The organism is Brevundimonas terrae (genome assembly GCF_011761985.1).
GTDB classification, from domain to species: Bacteria; Pseudomonadota; Alphaproteobacteria; order Caulobacterales; family Caulobacteraceae; genus Brevundimonas; species Brevundimonas terrae.
The window spans coordinates 140137-159868 of record NZ_JAASQT010000003.1 but is presented as its reverse complement, the minus strand read 5'-3'; the positions used below and the strand labels follow the sequence as shown (position 1 = coordinate 159868).

The window sequence follows — 19732 nt, the reverse complement described above, 5'->3', positions numbered from 1 at the left end:
AAATCAGGCTTTCGCCTTTTGAGCCGCAGCCCATTTTTCCAGCCAGTGGATGTCGTAGTCGCCCGACAGAATGTCCGGCTCCTGCAACAGCTTCTGGAACAGCGGGATGGTGGTATCCACGCCGCCGACAACCGTTTCACCCAGAGCGCGCTTGAGGCGTGCAATGGCTTCCTCGCGGTCGCGACCATGCACGATCAGCTTGCCGATCAGGCTGTCATAGTAAGGCGGGATCGAATAGCCGGCGAAGATCGCGCTATCGAGACGTACACCCAGACCACCCGGAGCGTGGAAGTCCGTAACCGTACCCGGCGAAGGGGTGAAGGTTTCGGCGTTCTCGGCGTTGATACGCACTTCGATCGAGTGACCTTTGAACTCGATTTCGTCTTGCGTGAACGACAAGGGCAGGCCCGCAGCGATGCGGATCTGTTCGCGCACGAGGTCCACACCGGTGATCATTTCGGTGACCGGATGCTCGACCTGCAGGCGGGTGTTCATCTCGATGAAGAAGAACTCGCCGTCTTCCCACAGGAACTCGATGGTGCCGACGCCGAGGTAACCGATGGCGGCAATGGCCTTGTTGACCACTTCACCGATCTTGGCGCGACCCTCGGCCGACAGAGCCGGTGACGGGGCTTCTTCCAGCACCTTCTGGTGGCGGCGTTGCAGCGAGCAGTCACGTTCACCGAGGTGGACCACGTTGCCGTGGCTGTCAGCGATGACCTGAATCTCGATGTGGCGCGGCTTCTGGAGGTAGCGTTCCATATAGACGGCACCGTTACCGAAGGCGGCCAGCGCCTCGGATTGTGCGGTCTGGACAGCCTCGACCAGATCGTCGGCGGTCATCGCGACCTTCATGCCGCGACCACCACCACCGGCAGCCGCCTTGACGATCAGCGGGAAGCCGATGGCCTTGGAGGCTTCGATAGCGTCTTCAACGGTTTCAACCTCGCCCGCCGAGCCGGGAACGACGGGGATACCCGCGTCCATGACGGCTTTCTTGGCCGAGATCTTGTCGCCCATGATGCGGATATGCTCGGGCTTGGGACCAATGAAGGTCATGCCGTGCGCTTCGATGATTTCAGCGAAGCGGGCATTTTCCGACAGGAAGCCATAGCCCGGGTGGATCGCCTGCGCGCCGGTGATTTCGGCAGCAGCAATGATTTGCGGGATGTTCAGGTACGACTTGGCGGCCGGAGCCGGACCAATGCAGACGCTTTCGTCAGCCAGACGCACCCACATAGCACCGCGATCGGCTTCCGAGTGAACGGCCACCGTCGAGATACCCATTTCCTTACAGGCGCGATGCACCCGAAGGGCGATTTCGCCACGGTTGGCGATGAGGACCTTGGTGAACATACTCAGGCTCAGGCTTCCAGAACGACCAGAGCTTCGCCGAACTCGACCGGCTGGGCGTCGCCGACGAGGATTTCAGCCACAACGCCGTCGCGCGGTGCGGTGATCGGGTTCATGGTCTTCATGGCTTCGACGATCAGCAGGGTCTGGCCCTTTTTGACCTTGGCACCCACGGCGATGAACGGATCGGAACCCGGAGCCGGTTGCAGGTAGGCGGTGCCAACCATCGGCGACTTCACTTCTTCGCCCGAACGCTTGGCCGGAGCGGCAGCAGCCGGTGCAGCAGCAGCGGCAGCCGGAGCAGCCGCGACAGGTGCCGGAGCGTACTGGACCGGAGCTGCGGAGACGGTGATCTCGCGCTTGACCTTGATCTTCAGATCGTCCTTTTCGACTTCGATCTCGGTCAGCTCGGTCTCGTTCAGGATATTGGCGAGGGCGCGGACCAGATCGGCGTCGATGGCGGTGTGTTTGTCGGACATCTTTGTCTCTTCTCGTAGTACTTAGCCGTAGCCGCTTAGGCCGAACGGATGAGGTTCAGGGCCGCCTTGACGGCCAGTTCATATCCCTGGACGCCCAGACCGGCGATCACGCCGGTAGCGGCCAGAGACACATAGGAGTGGTGCCTGAAGGCCTCGCGCGCAGCGGGGTTCGACAGGTGGCACTCAATGACGGGGATAGAAAGGGTTTTCAGGGCATCCAGCAGCGCCACCGAAGTATGGGTGTAGGCTGCCGGGTTGATGATCAGGGCAGAGGCTTCCTTGCGGGCCTCCTGAATCCAGTCCACCAGCTGGCCTTCATGGTTCGACTGGCGAAACACGATGCGAGCGCCATCGGCTGCGTTTTCGCACAGCTTTTGAACGTCCGCGAGTGTGTCACGGCCATAGATTTCTGGCTCACGCTCTCCGAGGAGATTGAGGTTCGGACCGTTCAGAACATAGAGGACAGGCGTTTCGGGCATTCGCTCTTATGGGAAGGCGCACGCCACGCGCGCGGAATCGTGTGCTTTGTAGACCGAGTTGGGGGGGAACGCCAAGCATCTGACTGAAATCTTGACGTTGCGTCATAATATGACGCCGATTGGGCCGTGCTAAACTGGGTGATTGAGTTGAGGCATGCTTAGCGCCATATGATGAAGAACTGACGGATCGGAGTATGAACGTGCGTATCGAAGTGAACGGTGAAGGGCGCGAAACGGCTGCGGCTACCATTCTGGCCCTGATCGAGGAGCTGAAGCTGGACCCGCGCAAGGTGGCCGTGGAGCTGAACCTCGAAATCGTGCCGCGCTCGCTGCATGCCACGACGCCTGTGTCGGATGGCGACAAGATCGAACTGGTCCAGTTCGTTGGCGGTGGCTGAGCATCATCAAATCGGGTATCGTGGCTTTCGCGGGCGCACGAGTGGGGCTAGGTGTTTTGTATGACCGAATCCGCCCCTCGTACCGATAGCTGGACCGTCGCTGGTCGCACCTTTAACTCCCGCCTGATCGTAGGCACGGGCAAATACCGTGACTATGAACAGAACGCCGCCGCTGTCGTGGCATCGGGCGCGGAAATGGTGACCGTGGCCGTACGCCGCGTGAACCTGACGGACCCCGGCCAGCCGGTGCTGACCGACTATATCGATCCGAAGAAATACACCTATCTGCCGAACACGGCGGGTTGCTTCACGGCGGATGACGCCATGCGTACCCTGCGTCTGGCGCGCGAAGCCGGTGGCTGGAAGCTGGTGAAGCTGGAAGTCCTGTCGGAACAGAAGCACCTGTATCCCGACATGGAAGAAACCCTGCGTGCGCTGAAACTGCTGACCGCTGAGGGTTTCGAGGTCATGGTCTATTGCACCGATGATCCCGTCTATGCCCGCAAGCTGGAAGATGCTGGGGCCGTGGCCATCATGCCGCTGGGCGCGCCGATCGGCTCGGGCTTGGGTCTGCAGAACCCGATCAATATCCGCATGATCGTGGAACAGTCCAAGGTGCCGGTGCTGGTGGATGCCGGTGTGGGCACGGCGTCCGATGCGGCTGTGGCTATGGAACTGGGCTGTGACGGTGTGCTGATGAACACGGCGATTGCCGAGGCGCGTGATCCGGTCCTGATGGCCAGCGCCATGAAGCATGCGGTGATTGCCGGTCGTGAAGCCTATCTGGCGGGCCGCATGAAGAAGCGCATGTTTGCCGACCCGTCCTCGCCTCTGGCGGGGCTGATCTAAAGATCGGGACGACACAGAAAAAAGGCTGGAAGCGAAAGCTTCCGGCCTTTTTATTTATTGGGCGGCCTTGATCATCTGTTCGACATCGGCGGGGTCGATGCTGGCACTGGCCTTGCCGTTGACGAAGAAGGTCGGGGTGCCGCGAAGGCCCAGCGCCACACCGGTTGTGTGGATGTCGGTGATGTGGCGGGCGGTATCGGCCGAGGCGATGGCCTGTTGAGCCGCAGCCATGTCGACACCCTGTTCCTGTAGGATCTGGTTGATCGCTTCGATGCTGAGCGAGCGTTCGTCCATCAGGGCGGCGTGGACAGGCATGAACTTGCCCTGCTGGTTGGCGGCCAGAGCCGCGCGGGCGGCATAGTTGGACGTGACCGTCTCGCCATTATCCAGAATGGGCCATTCTTTGAAGACAAAGCGCACGTCGGGATAACGGGCCATCATTTCACGATATGGCACCGACACGGCCTTACAGCCGGGGCAGCGATAGTCGAAGAACTGGATCACCGTCACCTTGGCGTTTTCAGGACCGACAGCCGGATCGCGGGCGTCATGGGCCAGAAGGTGCGGATTGGCCTTAACGGCGGCATCAATGGCCGAGGTGATGTTCTGGTCCTCGGCCTGTTGGCGGGCGGCGATCATCTCTTCCAGAATCTGCGGGTTGCCGAGCAGATAGCCGCGCACCTGCGGGCCGATGCCGACACCGAAATAGGGTAGTGAGGCCATGACCAGAGCCACGGCCGAAACCGCCAGTGCGGCACCCGCCAGTACCGTCGTTGTCCCCTTGGAAGGTGCCACCTTTGCAGGTGCTGTGTTTACAGGCGCGGCTTCGGTTTTCGCGGAGGGTTCAGGTGTCGTTTCAGGCGTATCGGACATGAATATCTGTAATCTGGTGGGGAAGGGACGGCCTAGACGCCGTTTGGAGGAATGACCTGCTGGCCGCGACGGCGTTCGTTACGGCGTTCGGCTTCAAGGATATCGTTTTCGGATGCGCCGGAAGACAGGACAATATCGGTGGCGCGGCGCCATTCGATCGAGTTGCGGTCCAGCATGTCGCGGGCGCGCAGGGCGAACTCGTTGGCCTGTTTGGCCTGACCCAGCGCGAACCAGTATTCGGCAGAGGCCAGACGGGCCTCGCCTTCCTTGCCCTGCGAGGCATAGGCCTGACTGAGCAGACGCCAGCCCATAGGATTGTCGTCTTCACGCGCCAAGGCGTATTTCAGCTCGGTCTCGGCCTTGGCGATTTGTTCGGCCTCGCCGGTTTCGAGCAGGGCGTGGGCATAGTTGATACGCAGAAGCGGGGCTTCGGGCATCAGTTCGACCGCCCGTTTGTGGGCATCGAGTGCTTCTGCCGGACGGCCTTCCTCGAAGATGATCTGGCCCTTTAGCTCCCACAGATAGGGATTTTCGGGCTGCTCGGCCAGCAGGCCATCGACGCCTTCCAGAGCCTTGTCGGTCTGGCCGTTCTTGTACCATGCAATGGCGCGGGCATAGCGGGCGTGCACGGACGTATCGCTGGAAGGATAAAGCCGCAGCGTCGTGTTCGGATGGTCCATAAAGCCGTGGATCTTGGCCAGAACCAGCGCGTGCTGGGCGATGCGTTCCTCGCTGTCACGGTTTTCGTAGTGCGAGGCACGCTCTACAGGCCCGCGCAGGGCGCTGATACGGGCCGAAGACAGCGGGTGACTGCGGAAATAGGGAAAGCGGCGGGCATCCGAGAACACTTCCTGCGAGCGGAAATTCTCGAAGAACTCGACCAGACCACGACCGGATTCACCGGCGCGCTCCAGAGCGCGAGCACCGGTAATATCGGCCTCGCCCTCTTGGGACTGCATGTAACGAAGCGCACCCAGCGTGCCGAAATACTGGCTGGAGGCCAGCAGGGCCGCGCCGGCATCCGGCGCACCGGCCAGTGCCGCCAGTGCCCCCAGCGCCATGGTCATAATCATGGGCTGCATGCCCGCATTCTGGGCACCGTCACGCAGGGTGTGGCGGTTTTTGATGTGACCCGCTTCGTGCGCGATCACGCCTAGAAGCTGGTTCGGCGTCTTGGTTTGCAAGATCAGGCCGGTATTCAGGCCCATGATGCGCCCGCGTGTGGCGAAGGCGTTCAGGCTCTCGTCATTGACGAGCAAAATCTCGACCTCGGACGGCTCCAGACCCATGGCGGTCAGGGTCGGCGCAGACCATTCGTCGATAATCGCCTCGATCTCGGTGTCACGGATCAGACTTTGCGCGGAGGCGGGGAGGGCGGCAGCCATCAAGGCAGCCGCCGCCGTCCCGGCAACCAGCAGGCGAGAGAGGGTAGTGGAAAACCGGATCATGGCGCACTCCAGAGCAACGATCTTCCACCTGTTCTCACGTCAAATCATGGCCGATCAACGGCGCCACCAACCACGTTTCGGTTTTTCAGGCGGCGCGCCGATCTGGTTCGGATCATTGGCAATCATGTCTTCGACATCAACCGTTGCCTCAACCGTGTCTGCGACTTCGGTCTGGACAGGTTCGATGGCCGCTGTCTCGGCCGGAGCCTCGACGACTGCCGGAGCAGGCGTTTCGGTCACAGCTTCGCGCGCTTCATCAATGGCCTTTTCAATCGCAAAGGCCTGGGTCGGCGTGACGTCCAGCTTGGCAGGAACGGCCTCGGCCTCTTTCTCGGCGTGACGTTCTGCGGCCTTTTCGATGATGCGGTCATCGGGGATGACAGCCACGAACGGCGGTTGATCGTTGCTGACGACAGCAGGGGCTTCGGTGGCTTCGGCCTCGATGGCGACGGTTTCACCGGTGCTGCGGGTCTTGCGACGTACACGACGACGCTTGGGTGCGTCTTCGGTAGCCTCGACGGCAACGTCGGACACGACCGTTTCGACCGCTTCAACCGCTTCCGGTTCGATCATGACAGCGATCGGCAGGTCGGGATTGCCCTCGACCGGCAGGCCCTCATTGGTGGCGCGATCCTCGACCTTGGCGTCGTGGACCATTTCGCCCTGATCACGGTTGCGACCACGGCCACGGCCGCGACGACGGCGCGAACGACGGCCGTTACCCTCTTCGTCCGAAGCGATCAGAGTGGTTTCGGTGTTCTCGACACCCTCAACGCCTTCGGCAGGGGCTTCGGCGCGTTGTGGGCGCTCAAGACGTTCCTGACGCTGCGGATTGAGCGGATCGAACCACACATACGGGTCGTCAAGCGACGGCGTGCGACCACGCACCCAGCTGTAGACGTCGCGATCACCATCCTCGCGCGAGCGGCGTCCGCCACGGCGACCACGGCGACGGCGGTTGCCGCGGCTGTCGTCATCTTCGTCTTCGGGGACAGCGCGGGTCGTTTCGGTGTCTTCGTCCTGACGGGCATGGCCACCACGGCGACGGCGACGGCGGCGGTTGCCACGGCTGTCATCGTCACGCTCGGTACGGTCTTCGTCCTCGGAATCGGAGGTCTCGTCATCGTCGTGGGCGATGACGTCATCATCGTCCTCTTCGTCTTCGTCCTCGTCGAAGAAGGCGTTGTCGTCGATGCCGTCATCTAGAACCGACAGGTCCAGTTGACCTTGCGGCGCAACGAAGTCCTCGTTGGTTTCGGTGCGTTCGATATGGTGTTCGCCCTGAGCCAGCGAGTCGTCGATCTGTACGATGACCTTCAGGCCACGCATCTGTTCCAGACGCTGCAGATAGTCGCGCTTGTGGTTCAGGATATAGATCGCCACTGCGGTCGAGACGCGCAGGGTGATGCAACCGGCACCGCTGCGACCGGCTTCGATTTCAACAGCGCGCAAGGTGGTCAGCGAGGCGGACTCCGCCGAACGGACACGGCCCGTACCCTGACAGCAGGCGCAGGCCTCGGTCGCGCCTTCGATGACGCCGAGACGACGGCGCTGACGGCTGATTTCCATCAGGCCGAAAGGCGAGATGCGGCCCATCTGGATGCGGGCACGGTCCTGTGCCAGCGCGTCTTTCAGAACTTTTTCGACAGCGCGGTTGTTCTTGCCTTCATCCATGTCGATGAAGTCGATGACAACGAGACCGGCCAAGTCGCGCAGACGCAGTTGGCGTGCGGCTTCGACGGCGGCTTCGATATTGGTTTTGACGGCGGTCTGTTCGACATTGCGCTCTTTGGTCGAGCGACCCGAGTTCACATCGATAGCCACCAGAGCTTCGGTCTGGTTGATGACCAGATAGCCGCCCGACTTGAGCGGAACGACCGGCTGGTGGATCTGGGTCAGCACTTCCTCGATGCCGTTCGAGGCGAACAGCGGACGGGTGCCCTGATACAGATGAATCTTCTTGGCTTGCGATGGCATCAGCACGCGCATGAAATCACGCGCCTGAATGAAACCTTCGATGCCTTCGACCTGAATGCCGTCGAAGTCCTTGTCGTACATGTCGCGCACGGCGCGGCGGACAAGGTTTTCTTCTTCGTAGATGACAGCCGGTGCCGTCGATTTCAGCGTCGTGTCGCGGATGGTGGACCACAGACGCAGCAGGTATTCATAGTCGCGCTTGATCTCGGCGCGGGTGCGCTTGGCCCCTGCGGTACGGATGATCAGGCCCATGCCTTCCGGCACCTTGAGGGCCGCAGCGGCGGACTTCAGGCGACGACGGTCAGAGGTGTTGGTGATCTTGCGCGAGATACCGCCGCCCTTGCCGGTGTTAGGCATCAGCACGCAGTAACGACCGGCCAGAGACAGCCAGGTGGTCAGGGCCGCGCCCTTGGCACCGCGTTCGTCTTTGACGACCTGAACCAGCAGCACCTGACGGCGCTTGATAACGTCCTGGATTTTATAACGACGCATCAGGCGACGCTTCAGGCGTTCCTCGTCGGCCAGACGGCCTTCGGAATCGCCTTCATCGTCACCGCTGTCGCGGCCCAGATCGTCATCATCATCCTCATCGCCGGTTTCGGCCATGATGGCTTCGCGGTCGGCGACCGGAATCTGGTAATAATCAGGGTGAATTTCGTTGAAGGCGAGGAAACCGTGACGGTTTCCGCCGTATTCAACAAAGGCCGCCTGAAGGCTGGGTTCTACCCGAGTGACCTTGGCGAGATAGATATTGCCGCGAAGTTGGCGGCGACCGCGGGATTCAAAGTCGAATTCCTCAACTTGGCGGCCGTCCACGATAGCGACGCGCGTTTCTTCCGCGTGCGCCGCATCGATCAACATGGTTTTTGACATGCAGTGTCTCTCTAAGGCGCGCCAGCCCTTGCCCCGCGAAATCCTTCGCATGGATGGACCCCGTTAGCAGGGGAGCGGCTCGCCGAATGTGGATAAGGCCACGCGCGCACATCCCACCTTCGCCGGAAGCGAAGTCGGCATTCAAAAGCCGGATGGTGTCGCAGGCGTGTTGGCCCATGGTTCTGTCGGTCCGGGGATCGGTCGCGCCCGTCTGTTGAGGCTGCGGTCCGAACCCGCTTTATCCTGAGCAGGACGACTATCGTCCCACCTTCGGAATGAGGTGAATAATATAGTTACGCCGCGAGGAGTGCGTGCCCGATGCCGCACAGGGGCATAGGCGCGATCTGTCGCAGTCTTGTGAACATAGGCGCCATTCTGACAAAATGCAAAATGATTGCGCATATGCTTTTCTTTACGAAATCCTTAACGGTCAAAGGGTAGGCAGTATGCGAAGATGTAAGGAGTTTCGTCTTTCCGATGCGAGGCGTTTGGCGCGAGAACCCTAGACGTTGGGGGCTGCGTGAGTGGTCATTGTCGGCCTTGGCAGCGGCTGTGACCAGCGCGGCCGTGCTGACGGCTGGCTTCAGCCTGGCGCGCGGATCGGACATGCAGGTCAAGTCGGTCCGCTTTGGTGGCGATGCCCAGCGCACCCGCGTTGTGATTGATCTGGATCGCGAAACTCGTGGCCGTGTGGTTTCCGACGGTGCCAATGGCGAAATTGCCGTAACCCTTGCCGAGATCGATCCCGGTCGCGGGCTGTCGGGCAACGGGGCCGGTCTGGTGCGGGCCTATAATCTGCAAAGCGGCTCGGGTGGTGCGCGGATCAATCTGGCGCTGGCGCGCGGTGCGACGGTCGAGCGTCGCTTCCTGCTGCCGCCCGGTGATGGCGTATCCTATTATCGCTATGTGATCGACCTTAAGGCGACAGGGGCCGTCGAGGCCGCGGTCGTTACGGCACGCGTACCCCAGACGCGCACCGAAAAGCCTCTGATTGTGATTGATGCCGGCCACGGCGGACGCGATCCGGGTTCGCAAGGGCACGAGGTCTGGGAAAAGGCCATCACCCTGTCGGCGGCCCGCGAACTGAAAGCGGCGCTGGAGCGCACGGGGCGTTATCGTGTGCGTCTGACCCGTGACGGCGATGTTTATGTAGGCCATGGCCGTCGTGTGCAGATTGCCCGCGATGCCAATGCGGACCTGTTTATTTCCCTGCATGCGGATTCCGGTTCCGATCCGGCGCTGCGCGGGGCCAGTGTTTATACGCTGTCCGAGCAAGGGGCGAGCCGTGCGGTTCGCGAGTTTACCAGCCATGATGACTGGCAGCGTGATCTGCGCCTGCCGGGTGGTCGTGATCCGTCGGTGGACCGTATCCTGCTGGATATGACCCAGCGCGCGACCCAGAACCGTTCGGCCCAGTTCGCGCGCGGTCTGCTGACGCAGTTGGAAGGCGATGGCCATTCCATGCTGCGCCGAAGCCACCGTGCGGCGGGTCTGGCTGTGTTGCTGGCACCTGATGTGCCGGCGGTATTGCTGGAAATGGGCTTTATGACCAATGCCGAAGACGGTCGCGTCTTGTCGGACGAGCGTTCACGCCGTCGTCTGATGCGCTCGGTCGCGGAAGGTATCGACAACTATTTCCGACAGCCCAGTGCGCCGGTTCACGTCGCGCAAAGCGGTGGCGCGGGCTGATTGCCGGAGAGGCCGTGCATTCGGATCACCGAACGCACGGCGCAAGCTTATCAGTGTTTCCGGCTTAGCGTTCGCGGCTGATGGGCGGCTTGGGCTTGGAGAAGTCACCCATAATGTCGGACAGGTCGATAAAGGCGTCGGCCTGACGGCGCAGTTCGTCGCTGATTTGCGGCGGCTGGCTCTTGGTGGTGGACACCACGGTCACGCGCACGCCCTTGGCCTGTACCGACTGGACCAGACGGCGGAAATCGCCATCGCCCGAGAACAGAACCACATGGTCGAGGTGAGGGGCCAGTTCCAGCATGTCGACAGCAATCTCGACATCCATATTGCCCTTGGTGCGGGTATTGCCCTGTGCGTCGGTAAAGCGGCGCACCGGCTTGGTCATGACGGTGAAGCCGTTATAGTCCAGCCAGTCGACCAGCGGTCGCACCGGCGAAAATTCCTCGCCCTCGACGATGGCCGTATAATAATAGGCGCGGATCAGGCGACCCTGACGGCCGAAATGGTCGGAAAGCTTGCGAAAATCCAGATCGACATTCAGGGCGCGTGCCGCTGAATAAAGGTTGGCGCCGTCGATAAAAAGCGCAATGCGGTCGGAAGTCGGCATGAAAAATAGTCCTGTTTAAAAAGGCATTCGGTTTGAGTTCGCAAAAATCAGATCCCGCTGGAAATCGCGACCTTGCAAATGCAGTCATCGTCGCACTCGGGGCGAATGACAAGGGCAAGTTTGTATCATGTAAGCAGGGGCTGGAAGAAGCGCTTGCGCAGTTGCAACTGGCCGGTTTGAAAATCGTGGCCCGCTCATCATGGTGGCAGTCTGCGGCATGGCCCGATCCAAGCGATCCGCCGTTTCTGAACGGGGTGGCGATTGTTGAAACCGAGCTAGAGCCAAAGGCCCTGATGCAGCTGTTGTCCCGCATCGAAGACGCATTGGGGCGCGTGCGTTCCGTGCGCAATGCGCCGCGTACGCTTGATCTGGACCTGATTGCCTATGGGCGGATCAGTGGCGATCTGGACGGTCTGTATTTACCGCACCCGCGCGCCAGCGAACGACTGTTCGTCATGGGGCCGCTGGCCGAGATTGCACCTGAATGGCGTCATCCGGATAGCGGGGACACGGCGAGGGACTTGGCGATGCGTGCCAGCGTGGGTATGGATGCCGCGCCGGTCGGGCAGGGTGCATTCTAGGCGCAAGCAAGCAATAAACCTGCGTTTTCCGACTTTAGCAGGGTCAGTTGCCATTGCGTAATTGGCCTCGCTTATGTACTTTATATGGTTCTCCCTGTCGCCCGAGGAATTTCATGGCCCGCGTCACTGTCGAAGATTGCATCGAAAAGGTGCCGAACCGTTTTGGTCTGGTTCTGCTGGCCGGTCACCGCGCCCGCAATATTGCGAACGGTGCGGCTCTGACCATCGACCGCGATAACGACAAGAATCCGGTTGTGGCCCTGCGCGAACTGGCAGACGAAACCGTCCTGCCGGACGAACTGCTGGAAAACATCGTTGTCACGCTCCAACGCGTTGACGAGCGCACCGAGGCCGAAGACGAAGCCGAAGTCGTGGCGCTGCTGGCCGAGCCGCAGCACATGAACATGGCCGAGGCCGAACTCATCCGTGCGCTGCAAAGCGACCGTGATGGTGGGCAGGAAGAACGCTACTGACGGCCATGCCTGCCACTGGCGTAACCATTATCCCGGCGCGGCCTTCGGCGGAAACGTCGACTACCGATAATGCCGCAAAGAATAACACAACGGCGTCGTCCCCTAACGGGGCGGCGCCGTTGGCGTCTACAGCATCCAGTTCCGGTAACAGCCATGGGGCTGGCCGTAATCAGGTCATGCGCCAGTTCGAGCTGATCGAGGCCGTAAAGGCCTATGATCCGACCGCAGACGAAGCCTTGCTGAACAAGGCCTATGTCTATGCGATGAAGATGCACGGCTCGCAGTTGCGGGCCTCGGGCGACCCCTATTTCGCGCACCCGATCCAGGTGGCCGGCATTCTGACCGACTATAAACTGGATACGGCGACAATCGTGACGGCACTGCTGCACGATGTGGTCGAGGACACCTCGGCCACGCGCGACGACATTGCCGAGATGTTCGGCGAAGAGATTGCGGTACTGGTGGAAGGCGTGACCAAGCTGTCGCGTCTGGAACTACAGGCCGAACATACGCGTCAGGCCGAAAACCTGCGCAAATTCATTCTGGCCATTTCGCGCGACGTGCGGGTGCTGCTGGTCAAGCTGGCGGACCGTCTGCACAATATGCGGACGCTCCAATATGTGAAGCCCGAGAAGCGCGAGCGGATCAGCCGCGAAACGCTGGAAGTCTATGCCCCGCTGGGTCGTTCGATCGGTATCCATTCGATCGCATCCGAGCTGGAAGAACTGGCCTTCGAGCATCTGAATGCGACGGCGCGCACGGCGATCATGCGCCGCCTCGAAGCTCTGAAGCTGGAACATGGCAGTGCCATTACCCGCGTGTCGTCCGAGATCGAGCGTGTGCTGGCCGAGGGCGGCCTGAAGGCGCGTGTAAAGGGCCGCGAGAAGACCCCGTACTCCATCTGGCGCAAGCTACAGCGCAAGGCTGTCGGCTTCTCGTCCCTGTCGGATATTTACGGGTTCCGCGTCATCGTCGAGAGCGAGGACGACTGTTACCGCTCGCTGGGGATCATCCACCGCATCTGGCCGATGGTGCCGGACCGGTTCAAGGATTTCATCTCGACGCCCAAGTCGAACAACTACCGCTCCTTGCATACGACGGTCATCGGCCCTGCGGGCATGAAGATCGAGATGCAGATCCGCACCGAGGCCATGGATCGCGTGGCAGAGGACGGTGTGGCCGCGCACTGGCGCTACAAGAACCAGTCCTATGGTCTGGACCGCGAGGCGATGCAGGCCGATGGCGGACGCGATCCGCTGCTGAACCTGCGCCACCTCGTTCAAGTCGTTGAGCACGGCGAGGGCGGCGAGGACTGGGTCGAGCACGCCAAGCTCGAAATGTATCTCGAACAGGTGTTCGTGTTCACGCCCAAGGGCAAGCTGATTACCCTGCCGCGCGGGGGCATGCCGCTGGACTTTGCCTATGCGGTGCATACCGATGTCGGCGACACCGCGGTGGGCGTAAAGATCAACGGCGAACTGAAGCCGATGCGTACGGCCCTGCAAAATGGCGATGTGGTCGAGATCATTCGCGGCTCCAAGGCCGAGGTGCCGACCGACTGGCGTAGCCTGACGGTTACAGGCCGTGCCCGTTCGGCCATCCGTCGCCATATCCGTGTATCCGAGCGCGAGGAGTTCATCCGTCTGGGCCGCGTTTCGCTGGAACAAACACTGGCCCAGCATGGCAAGTCGCTGAAAGATGTGACCCTGAAAGCGGCGCTGGAAACCCTGACGGTTGCCACCGAGGATGACCTGCTGGATGCTGTGGGCCGTGGCCGTATTGCCGTGTCCAAGGTCGCTGAAATCCTGTTCCCGGCCTTGAAGGGCCAGATTCAGGGTAGCGGCGAGCGCAAACGCCTTCAGGATTCATCGGCGCGTCTGTTCGTGCGCGGCTCGGGCCTGACACCGGGGGTCAGCATCCATTTTGCCGACTGCTGTTGTCCTGTGCCGGGGGACCGTATTGTCGGTATCCACGAGGTCGTCGGTGCCGATGGCGTAGATACCGGCCTGACGGTTCACACGATCGATTGCCAGTCGCTGGCTGACTATGCCGATGACGACACCGTCTGGCGCGATATGCAGTGGACGCCTCAGGCCGAAACGGATGCGATGGGATCGGTGCGCCTTCACGCCACCATCCAGCACGCACCGGGGGTTCTGGGGCAGGTGGCAACGACAATCGGCGAGGCGGGGGGCAATATCCTCAACCTGTCCATGTCGCACCGCCAGCATGATTTCTTTGATGTCGAACTGGACGTCGAGGTGAAGGACGCCCGCCATGCCACGATGATCGTGGCCGCCTTGCGGGCCAATCCGAAGGTAGATGTGGTCGACCGCGTTCGCGGTTGACCCGTCCCTTCGCGGTAATCCCACGGAGTATACCCATGAATGACGATCAGCGCCGTGCCGCCAATGCGGCGCAGCTTGCCTCTCCATCCTATCGTATGGCGGCAACCGATCCCGACTTCCTGCTGGGCGATTCCATGCGCGGGGTGCGTTTTCAGATGGAATACGCCAAGGCCGAGGAATCCCTGCGTTCATGGGGCGTGCGCTCGACCATCGTGGTCTTTGGCAGCGCCCGTATTCCCGAGGGCCATCGCTGGTATGAGGGCGCGCGCGAGTTTGGCCGTATCGCCTCCGAACAGGGCGGGGCGATCCGTGGCACTGTGGGCCAACCGCGTGACAACGTCATCGCCACCGGCGGTGGGCCGGGCATTATGGAAGCGGCCAATCGCGGGGCTATGGAGGCGGGGGCTCCGTCAATCGGCTTCAACATCACCCTGCCGCACGAACAATATCCCAACCCGTATTCGACGCCGGAGCTGACCTTCCAGTTCCACTATTTCGCCATGCGTAAAATGCATCTGGCGATGCGGGCCAATGCGCTGGTGGTCTTCCCCGGCGGGTTCGGGACACTGGACGAACTGTTCGAGATTTTGACCCTGCGCCAGACGGGCAAGGCTCCGACCATCCCGATCATCCTGTTCGACGAATCCTATTGGCGCTCGGTGATCAATTTCGAGGCCTTTGCCGAACATGGCATGATCCATCCGTCGGATATGGACCTGTTTGCCTTTGCCGATGATGCCGAAACCGTCTGGGCCAAGCTTCTGGAGGGCGGCTTACAGCCGCACGAAGCACGAGAATAGGGCGCTATGGGTTGAGGGCGGGCGCGGGCGGGTCTATGGACGACGTCCATGAACACTGAAGACGTCCTCAACGAATTCCGCGACGCTGGCGCCCTGCGCGAGGGTCATTTTGTCCTTTCCTCGGGTCTGCACAGCCCCGTCTTCCTCCAGAAGAACCTTGTCTTCATGGATGGCGAGCGCTGCGAGCGTCTGTGCAAGGCGCTGGCCGAGAAGGTCGTGGCTACGGTTGGTCCGGTTGACGCGGCGATTTCGCCCGCTGTCGGCGGCATTATCCCGGGTTACGAAACCGCCAAGCACCTGAAGGTGCGTTCCATGTATGTCGAGCGCGTGGACGGCGAGTTCAAGCTGCGTCGTGGCTTCTCGGTCGAGCCGGGCGAGAAGATCGTCATGGTCGAAGATATCGTCACGACCGGCCTGTCGTCGCGCGAATGCATCGAAGCGATCAAGAAGGCGGGCGGCGATGTGATCGCTGCGGCCTGTATTGTTGACCGTTCGGGTGGCCGTGCCGATGTCGGTGTGCCGCTGATCGCCTTGGCGACCATGGATGTTCCGGCCTATCCTGCCGATGCTCTGCCGCCAGAGCTGGCTGCACTGCCGGTTGAAGATCCGGGCAGCCGCCGCCTGTCTAAATAAGGAAGTATGCCGATGACCCGTCACGTCCGCCTTGGCGTCAATATTGACCACGTCGCCACGGTCAGGAATGCGCGTGGCGGGGCTCATCCCGATCCGGCCCGTGCCGCCGAACAGGCTTTGGCGGCGGGTGCGGACGGTATTACGGCGCACCTGCGCGAAGACCGTCGCCATATCACCGACGCCGATATCGATATTCTGAGCGCGCTGTGCCGCCGCGCCAACCGTCCACTGAACCTCGAAATGGCGGTGACGGACGAGATGCTGGCCATCGCTCTGCGTCACAAGCCGCACGCGGCCTGTCTTGTGCCGGAGCGCCGCGAGGAAGTGACCACCGAGGGCGGACTGGCGGTTGCCGGTTTCGAACCACGCATCCAGCCGGTCGTAAAGGCTCTGGCGGATGCCGGTGTGCGGGTGTCACTGTTTATCGAACCATCCGAAGAGCAGGTCACAGCGGCAGCGGCCGTCGGCGCACAGGTCGTGGAGTTCCACACGGGGCGCTATTGCCACCTGTCGGGAGCTGATCGTGCCATCGAGTTCAAACGCCTTCAGGCCGCGGCCACTCAGGCGCACGCGCTTGGACTGGAAGTCCATGCCGGTCACGGGCTGGACTATGCGACGGCGGCGACCATTCTGGACATTCCCGAGATTGTCGAACTGAACATCGGCCACTTCCTGATCGGGGAGGCGGTGTTTACGGGTCTGGATGCGGCGATCCGCCGGATGCGGGCCGCTATGGATGCTGCGCTTTCGGTACAGGGCGCATGATTATCGGCATCGGTTCCGATCTGTGCGACATCCGTCGCATAGAAGAGACGCTGGAACGCTTTGGCGACCGCTTCAAGAACCGAGTCTTTACCGATATCGAACGCACCCGTTCGGACCGCAAACCGGATGCCGCATGGAGCTATGCCAAGCGGTTTGCAGCCAAGGAGGCCTGCGCCAAGGCGCTGGGCACCGGCATACGCTCGGATGTCTATTGGCGCGATATGGGGGTGGTGAACCTCAAGTCCGGTCAGCCGACCCTGCAACTGACGGGAAATGCCGCCGATCATCTGAAGCGACTGACGCCCGAAGGCTTTGAAGCGCGAATTCATCTGACCATGACCGATGAATACCCGTATTCTCAAGCATTCGTAATCATCGAAGCCTTGCCCGCTGTTTCGTCAGAGGTTACGGCTCGGAACTGAGCCTCGTATTTTGCGGGGGATTCGAGCAGACCATGAGCGACGACACCAAGGCTGATTTTGGTGAAGCGGATGCAGCCACGCAAAAGGCCGCCCGCCCACCTGTTTGGAGTGATGACGGGGACGCCCCCTTTGATATGGGCGATGATCCGGAAGCACTTGAAAATGAAAAGCCGATAACTGCGCCGCGGCGCCGAAAGAAGGCCAAACCTGTGACCGAGAAAAAGTCCGCGGCGAACGAAACCGTCGAAATCATCAAGACGATCGTTTTCGCGCTTCTGATCGCGCTGGTCGTGCGCGTTCTGCTGTTCCAGCCTTTTACCATTCCTTCGGCCTCGATGGAGCCGAACCTCTATGAGGGCGACTATATTGTCGTGTCGAAGTGGTCCTATGGCTATTCGAAACACTCGATCCCGTTCAGCCCGCCCTTGTTCGAGGGCCGCATCATGGACCGTGCGCCCAAGCGCGGTGACATCGCGGTGTTCAAGCTGCCGCGTGATCCCAAGATCGACTACATCAAGCGTGTGATCGGTCTGCCGGGCGACAAGGTGCAGATGCGTCAGGGCAAGCTGTTCATCAATAATGTGGCTGTTGACGATGTGGTCGTCTCCGAGGCCCAGATGAATGACCTGTTCGGCACGCGCTCGCTGTCCAAGGTACGCGAAACCCTGCCGGGTGGCCGTACCTTCATGACACAAGATTTCGGCCCGAACTTCGAACTGGATAATACGCCGGTGTTCGAGGTGCCTGCCGGTCATTACTTCATGATGGGCGACAACCGCGATAACTCGATCGACAGCCGCGTAGACAGCATGTCGGGCGTTGGTATGGTTCCGGAAGAAAATCTGGTCGGTAAGGCCGAGGTCATCCTGTTCTCGTGGTCGCCGGGTGCCAGCCTGTTCAATCCGGTGAGCTGGTTCGCCAACCTGCGCCCGAGCCGCTTCTTCCAGAAACTGAACTAATGTCTACGCGCCCCAACCAGAGAGCCATCGCGGTTGAAGCCCTGATGGCCAAGCTGGGCTATGATTTTGCTGATGCCGGACTGCTGGAACGGGCCTTGACCCATTCCAGCGTCTCGGATGTCGGGGGGCATAATGCGCCTCGTGACAACGAGCGGCTGGAGTTTCTGGGCGACCGCGTACTGGGTTTGTTGGTGGCGGACCGTCTGGTTCTCGACTTTCCCGAAGCCGATGAAGGCCGTCTTTCGGCGCGTCTGCACTCTCTGGTCGACAAGAGCGCCTGTGCGCGTGTGGGCGAGGCTCTGGGCATTGGTCCGGCGCTTCGGCTGTCTGCGGGCGAAACCAAGACGGGTGGCCGCACAAAGGCCGGAGTTATAGCCGATGCTGTAGAGGCTATTCTGGCGGCTGTTTATCGTGACGGCGGACTGGATGCGGCACGCGGCGTATTCGAGCGTGCCTGGGCCGAGGAGTTTTCCTCGCCGCCCGAACCGGCGATTGTGAACCCCAAGTCTGCGCTACAGGAGTGGTCGCAGGGGCAGGGCAAGCCGTTGCCAACCTATACTATTGCGGGCCGAACCGGCTCAGACCATGCCCCGACCTTTACGGTCGAGGTGGTAGTCGAGGGCTATGCGCCCATCAAGGCTACCGGACGTTCGCGTCAGGAAGCGGAAAAAGCCGCTGCTGTCGCGCTTATGAAACGAGAAGGCGTAATTTGACCGAGACTGATAACAACCCCGTCCAGACCACCGAGGGACGCCGCGCAGGCTTTGCCGCCATCATTGGTGCGCCCAATGCTGGCAAGTCGACGCTAGTGAACCGTCTGACGGGCTCCAAAGTCTCGATCGTGACCCAAAAGGTCCAGACCACGCGCTTCCCGATCCGTGGCATTGCCCTGCATGAAAATGCCCAGATCGTGCTGGTGGACACCCCCGGTGTGTTCAACCCGCGCCGCCGTCTGGACCGCGCCATGGTGGCTTCGGCCTGGGCCGGTGCGGAAGATGCCGACGTGGTCGTGCACCTGGTCGATGCTCAGGCGCATCTGGGTGCCGAAGGGCGGGATGGCACGCCTGCCGACCGCAAATCGGCAGAAGACACCGAAACCATCATCACGAACCTGAACCGGATGGGGCAGAAGGTCATTCTGGCCCTCAACAAGATTGACGGCATGCGCCGCGATACCCTGTTGGCCCTGTCGCACAAGCTGTTCGAAACCGGTGCCTATTCCGAGGTCTTCATGATCTCGGCAGAGACGGGCGATGGCGTTGATGACCTGAAGGCCCGTTTGGCTGCCGCTATGCCGGAAGGTCCGTGGCTGTATCCGGAAGACCAGTCGGCCGATGTTCCGGCCCGTGTTCTGGCCGCCGAAATCACGCGCGAGAAGGTCTATCTGCGCGTTCACGAAGAACTGCCCTATTCGGCGGCGGTGGAAACCACCAGCTTCGAAGAGCGTGCCGACGGTTCGGCCCGTATCGAACAAACCATCTATGTCGAGCGCGAAAGCCAGCGTCCTATCGTACTGGGCAAGGGCGGCCAGACCCTGAAATGGATCGGCCAGAAGTCGCGCGAAGAGCTGGAAGAGCTGTTCGAGCGTAAGGTTCACCTGTTCCTGACCGTCAAGGTGGATGCCAAGTGGCAGGACACCAAGGCGCTCTACACCCAGTTCGGTCTGGATTTCGACGTCTGATACCAAGTGTTCCAAGTTCCTCATAAGGCGACCCGTCGGCCC

Annotated in this window: 20 protein-coding genes; 13 read left to right on the top strand and 7 right to left on the bottom strand. The window is 61.2% G+C overall.

The window, feature by feature from the left end:
* Positions 1-3 precede the first annotated feature (3 nt).
* The 3 genes from accC to aroQ are packed head-to-tail and all read right to left on the bottom strand — an operon-like array spanning position 4 to position 2311.
* Positions 4-1356, bottom strand: a complete 1353-nt coding sequence (gene accC, locus FHS64_RS09135) for an acetyl-CoA carboxylase biotin carboxylase subunit (RefSeq protein ID WP_167177895.1) — start codon at positions 1354-1356, stop codon at positions 4-6.
* 8 nt (positions 1357-1364) lie between these two features.
* On the bottom strand, positions 1365-1832 hold the full coding sequence (accB, locus tag FHS64_RS09130; protein ID WP_167177894.1) for an acetyl-CoA carboxylase biotin carboxyl carrier protein: 468 nt from the start codon (positions 1830-1832) through the stop codon (positions 1365-1367).
* A 35-nt stretch (positions 1833-1867) separates the two neighbouring features.
* Positions 1868-2311, bottom strand: a complete 444-nt coding sequence (gene aroQ, locus FHS64_RS09125) for a type II 3-dehydroquinate dehydratase (RefSeq protein WP_167177893.1) — start codon at positions 2309-2311, stop codon at positions 1868-1870.
* Positions 2312-2511: 200 nt separating this feature from the next.
* On the opposite strand from aroQ, the gene thiS reads away from it, so the two are divergent.
* Together thiS and FHS64_RS09115 are read left to right on the top strand one after the other, a co-directional pair.
* On the top strand, positions 2512-2709 hold the full coding sequence (gene thiS / locus FHS64_RS09120; protein WP_167178109.1) for a sulfur carrier protein ThiS: 198 nt from the start codon (positions 2512-2514) through the stop codon (positions 2707-2709).
* A gap of 60 nt (positions 2710-2769) precedes the next feature.
* The gene (locus FHS64_RS09115) at positions 2770-3558 is read left to right on the top strand and encodes a thiazole synthase (RefSeq protein WP_167177892.1); all 789 of its coding nucleotides are present in this window, start codon (positions 2770-2772) and stop codon (positions 3556-3558) included.
* Positions 3559-3612: 54 nt separating this feature from the next.
* Here the strand turns inward: FHS64_RS09115 and FHS64_RS09110 are convergent, their stop codons facing one another.
* From FHS64_RS09110 to FHS64_RS09100, 3 genes are read right to left on the bottom strand one after another with little or no spacing between them, the layout of a single operon-like run.
* Positions 3613-4431 (bottom strand): DsbA family protein, encoded by an 819-nt coding sequence (locus tag FHS64_RS09110; protein ID WP_167177891.1) that lies wholly within the window; start codon positions 4429-4431, stop codon positions 3613-3615.
* A 32-nt stretch (positions 4432-4463) separates the two neighbouring features.
* Positions 4464-5879: a M48 family metalloprotease gene (locus FHS64_RS09105; protein ID WP_167177890.1), complete on the bottom strand. Its 1416-nt coding sequence runs from the start codon at positions 5877-5879 to the stop codon at positions 4464-4466.
* A 54-nt stretch (positions 5880-5933) separates the two neighbouring features.
* Positions 5934-8729, bottom strand: a complete 2796-nt coding sequence (locus tag FHS64_RS09100) for an Rne/Rng family ribonuclease (RefSeq protein WP_167177889.1) — start codon at positions 8727-8729, stop codon at positions 5934-5936.
* A gap of 477 nt (positions 8730-9206) precedes the next feature.
* On the opposite strand from FHS64_RS09100, the gene FHS64_RS09095 reads away from it, so the two are divergent.
* Positions 9207-10418, top strand: a complete 1212-nt coding sequence (locus tag FHS64_RS09095; RefSeq protein ID WP_167177888.1) for an N-acetylmuramoyl-L-alanine amidase family protein — start codon at positions 9207-9209, stop codon at positions 10416-10418.
* A gap of 64 nt (positions 10419-10482) precedes the next feature.
* On the opposite strand, the gene FHS64_RS09090 is transcribed toward FHS64_RS09095, so the two are convergent.
* Positions 10483-11028 (bottom strand): LabA-like NYN domain-containing protein, encoded by a 546-nt coding sequence (locus FHS64_RS09090; protein ID WP_167177887.1) that lies wholly within the window; start codon positions 11026-11028, stop codon positions 10483-10485.
* 32 nt (positions 11029-11060) lie between these two features.
* Between FHS64_RS09090 and folK the strand changes: the two genes are divergently transcribed.
* The 10 genes from folK (at position 11061) to era (ending at position 19690) form a co-directional block, all read left to right on the top strand.
* A complete protein-coding gene (gene folK, locus FHS64_RS09085; protein ID WP_167177886.1) occupies positions 11061-11609 on the top strand; it encodes a 2-amino-4-hydroxy-6-hydroxymethyldihydropteridine diphosphokinase in 549 nt (182 codons plus the stop codon).
* Between the two features lie 113 nt (positions 11610-11722).
* Positions 11723-12082, top strand: coding sequence for a DNA-directed RNA polymerase subunit omega (rpoZ, locus tag FHS64_RS09080; protein WP_167177885.1), 360 nt, complete (start codon positions 11723-11725; stop codon positions 12080-12082).
* Between the two features lie 176 nt (positions 12083-12258).
* Positions 12259-14430, top strand: coding sequence for a RelA/SpoT family protein (locus FHS64_RS09075; protein WP_167178108.1), 2172 nt, complete (start codon positions 12259-12261; stop codon positions 14428-14430).
* A 35-nt stretch (positions 14431-14465) separates the two neighbouring features.
* Complete coding sequence (locus tag FHS64_RS09070) at positions 14466-15230, top strand: LOG family protein (protein WP_167177884.1); 765 nt, start codon at positions 14466-14468, stop codon at positions 15228-15230.
* A gap of 48 nt (positions 15231-15278) precedes the next feature.
* Positions 15279-15863 carry an orotate phosphoribosyltransferase gene (gene pyrE / locus FHS64_RS09065; RefSeq protein WP_167177883.1) on the top strand — a complete coding sequence of 195 codons (585 nt, stop codon included), beginning with the start codon at positions 15279-15281 and terminating at the stop codon, positions 15861-15863.
* Positions 15864-15875: 12 nt separating this feature from the next.
* Positions 15876-16628, top strand: a complete 753-nt coding sequence (locus tag FHS64_RS09060; RefSeq protein ID WP_167177882.1) for a pyridoxine 5'-phosphate synthase — start codon at positions 15876-15878, stop codon at positions 16626-16628.
* Complete coding sequence (gene acpS / locus FHS64_RS09055) at positions 16625-17050, top strand: holo-ACP synthase (RefSeq protein WP_167177881.1); 426 nt, start codon at positions 16625-16627, stop codon at positions 17048-17050. Before FHS64_RS09060 ends, acpS begins: the two co-directional genes overlap by 4 nt.
* A gap of 32 nt (positions 17051-17082) precedes the next feature.
* On the top strand, positions 17083-18009 hold the full coding sequence (gene lepB / locus FHS64_RS09050; RefSeq protein ID WP_167177880.1) for a signal peptidase I: 927 nt from the start codon (positions 17083-17085) through the stop codon (positions 18007-18009).
* On the top strand, positions 18009-18722 hold the full coding sequence (gene rnc / locus FHS64_RS09045; RefSeq protein WP_167177879.1) for a ribonuclease III: 714 nt from the start codon (positions 18009-18011) through the stop codon (positions 18720-18722). The genes lepB and rnc overlap by 1 nt, the downstream gene beginning before the upstream one ends.
* Entirely contained in the window at positions 18719-19690 is a 972-nt protein-coding gene (gene era / locus FHS64_RS09040; protein WP_167177878.1) for a GTPase Era, read from the top strand. Before rnc ends, era begins: the two co-directional genes overlap by 4 nt.
* Positions 19691-19732: the final 42 nt, after the last annotated feature.

Coding starts and splice junctions, on each gene's coding strand:
- pyrE (WP_167177883.1), top strand. CDS start 15,279: ATGAACACTGAAGACGTCCTCAACGAATTCCGCGACGCTGGCGCCCTG.
- rnc (WP_167177879.1), top strand. CDS start 18,009: ATGTCTACGCGCCCCAACCAGAGAGCCATCGCGGTTGAAGCCCTGATG.
- acpS (WP_167177881.1), top strand. CDS start 16,625: ATGATTATCGGCATCGGTTCCGATCTGTGCGACATCCGTCGCATAGAA.
- FHS64_RS09105 (WP_167177890.1), bottom strand. CDS start 5,879: ATGATCCGGTTTTCCACTACCCTCTCTCGCCTGCTGGTTGCCGGGACG.
- aroQ (WP_167177893.1), bottom strand. CDS start 2,311: ATGCCCGAAACGCCTGTCCTCTATGTTCTGAACGGTCCGAACCTCAAT.
- FHS64_RS09115 (WP_167177892.1), top strand. CDS start 2,770: ATGACCGAATCCGCCCCTCGTACCGATAGCTGGACCGTCGCTGGTCGC.
- FHS64_RS09060 (WP_167177882.1), top strand. CDS start 15,876: ATGACCCGTCACGTCCGCCTTGGCGTCAATATTGACCACGTCGCCACG.
- FHS64_RS09110 (WP_167177891.1), bottom strand. CDS start 4,431: ATGTCCGATACGCCTGAAACGACACCTGAACCCTCCGCGAAAACCGAA.
- accC (WP_167177895.1), bottom strand. CDS start 1,356: ATGTTCACCAAGGTCCTCATCGCCAACCGTGGCGAAATCGCCCTTCGG.
- FHS64_RS09100 (WP_167177889.1), bottom strand. CDS start 8,729: ATGTCAAAAACCATGTTGATCGATGCGGCGCACGCGGAAGAAACGCGC.
- FHS64_RS09070 (WP_167177884.1), top strand. CDS start 14,466: ATGAATGACGATCAGCGCCGTGCCGCCAATGCGGCGCAGCTTGCCTCT.
- lepB (WP_167177880.1), top strand. CDS start 17,083: ATGAGCGACGACACCAAGGCTGATTTTGGTGAAGCGGATGCAGCCACG.
- accB (WP_167177894.1), bottom strand. CDS start 1,832: ATGTCCGACAAACACACCGCCATCGACGCCGATCTGGTCCGCGCCCTC.
- FHS64_RS09090 (WP_167177887.1), bottom strand. CDS start 11,028: ATGCCGACTTCCGACCGCATTGCGCTTTTTATCGACGGCGCCAACCTT.
- FHS64_RS09075 (WP_167178108.1), top strand. CDS start 12,259: ATGCGCCAGTTCGAGCTGATCGAGGCCGTAAAGGCCTATGATCCGACC.
- FHS64_RS09095 (WP_167177888.1), top strand. CDS start 9,207: ATGCGAGGCGTTTGGCGCGAGAACCCTAGACGTTGGGGGCTGCGTGAG.
- rpoZ (WP_167177885.1), top strand. CDS start 11,723: ATGGCCCGCGTCACTGTCGAAGATTGCATCGAAAAGGTGCCGAACCGT.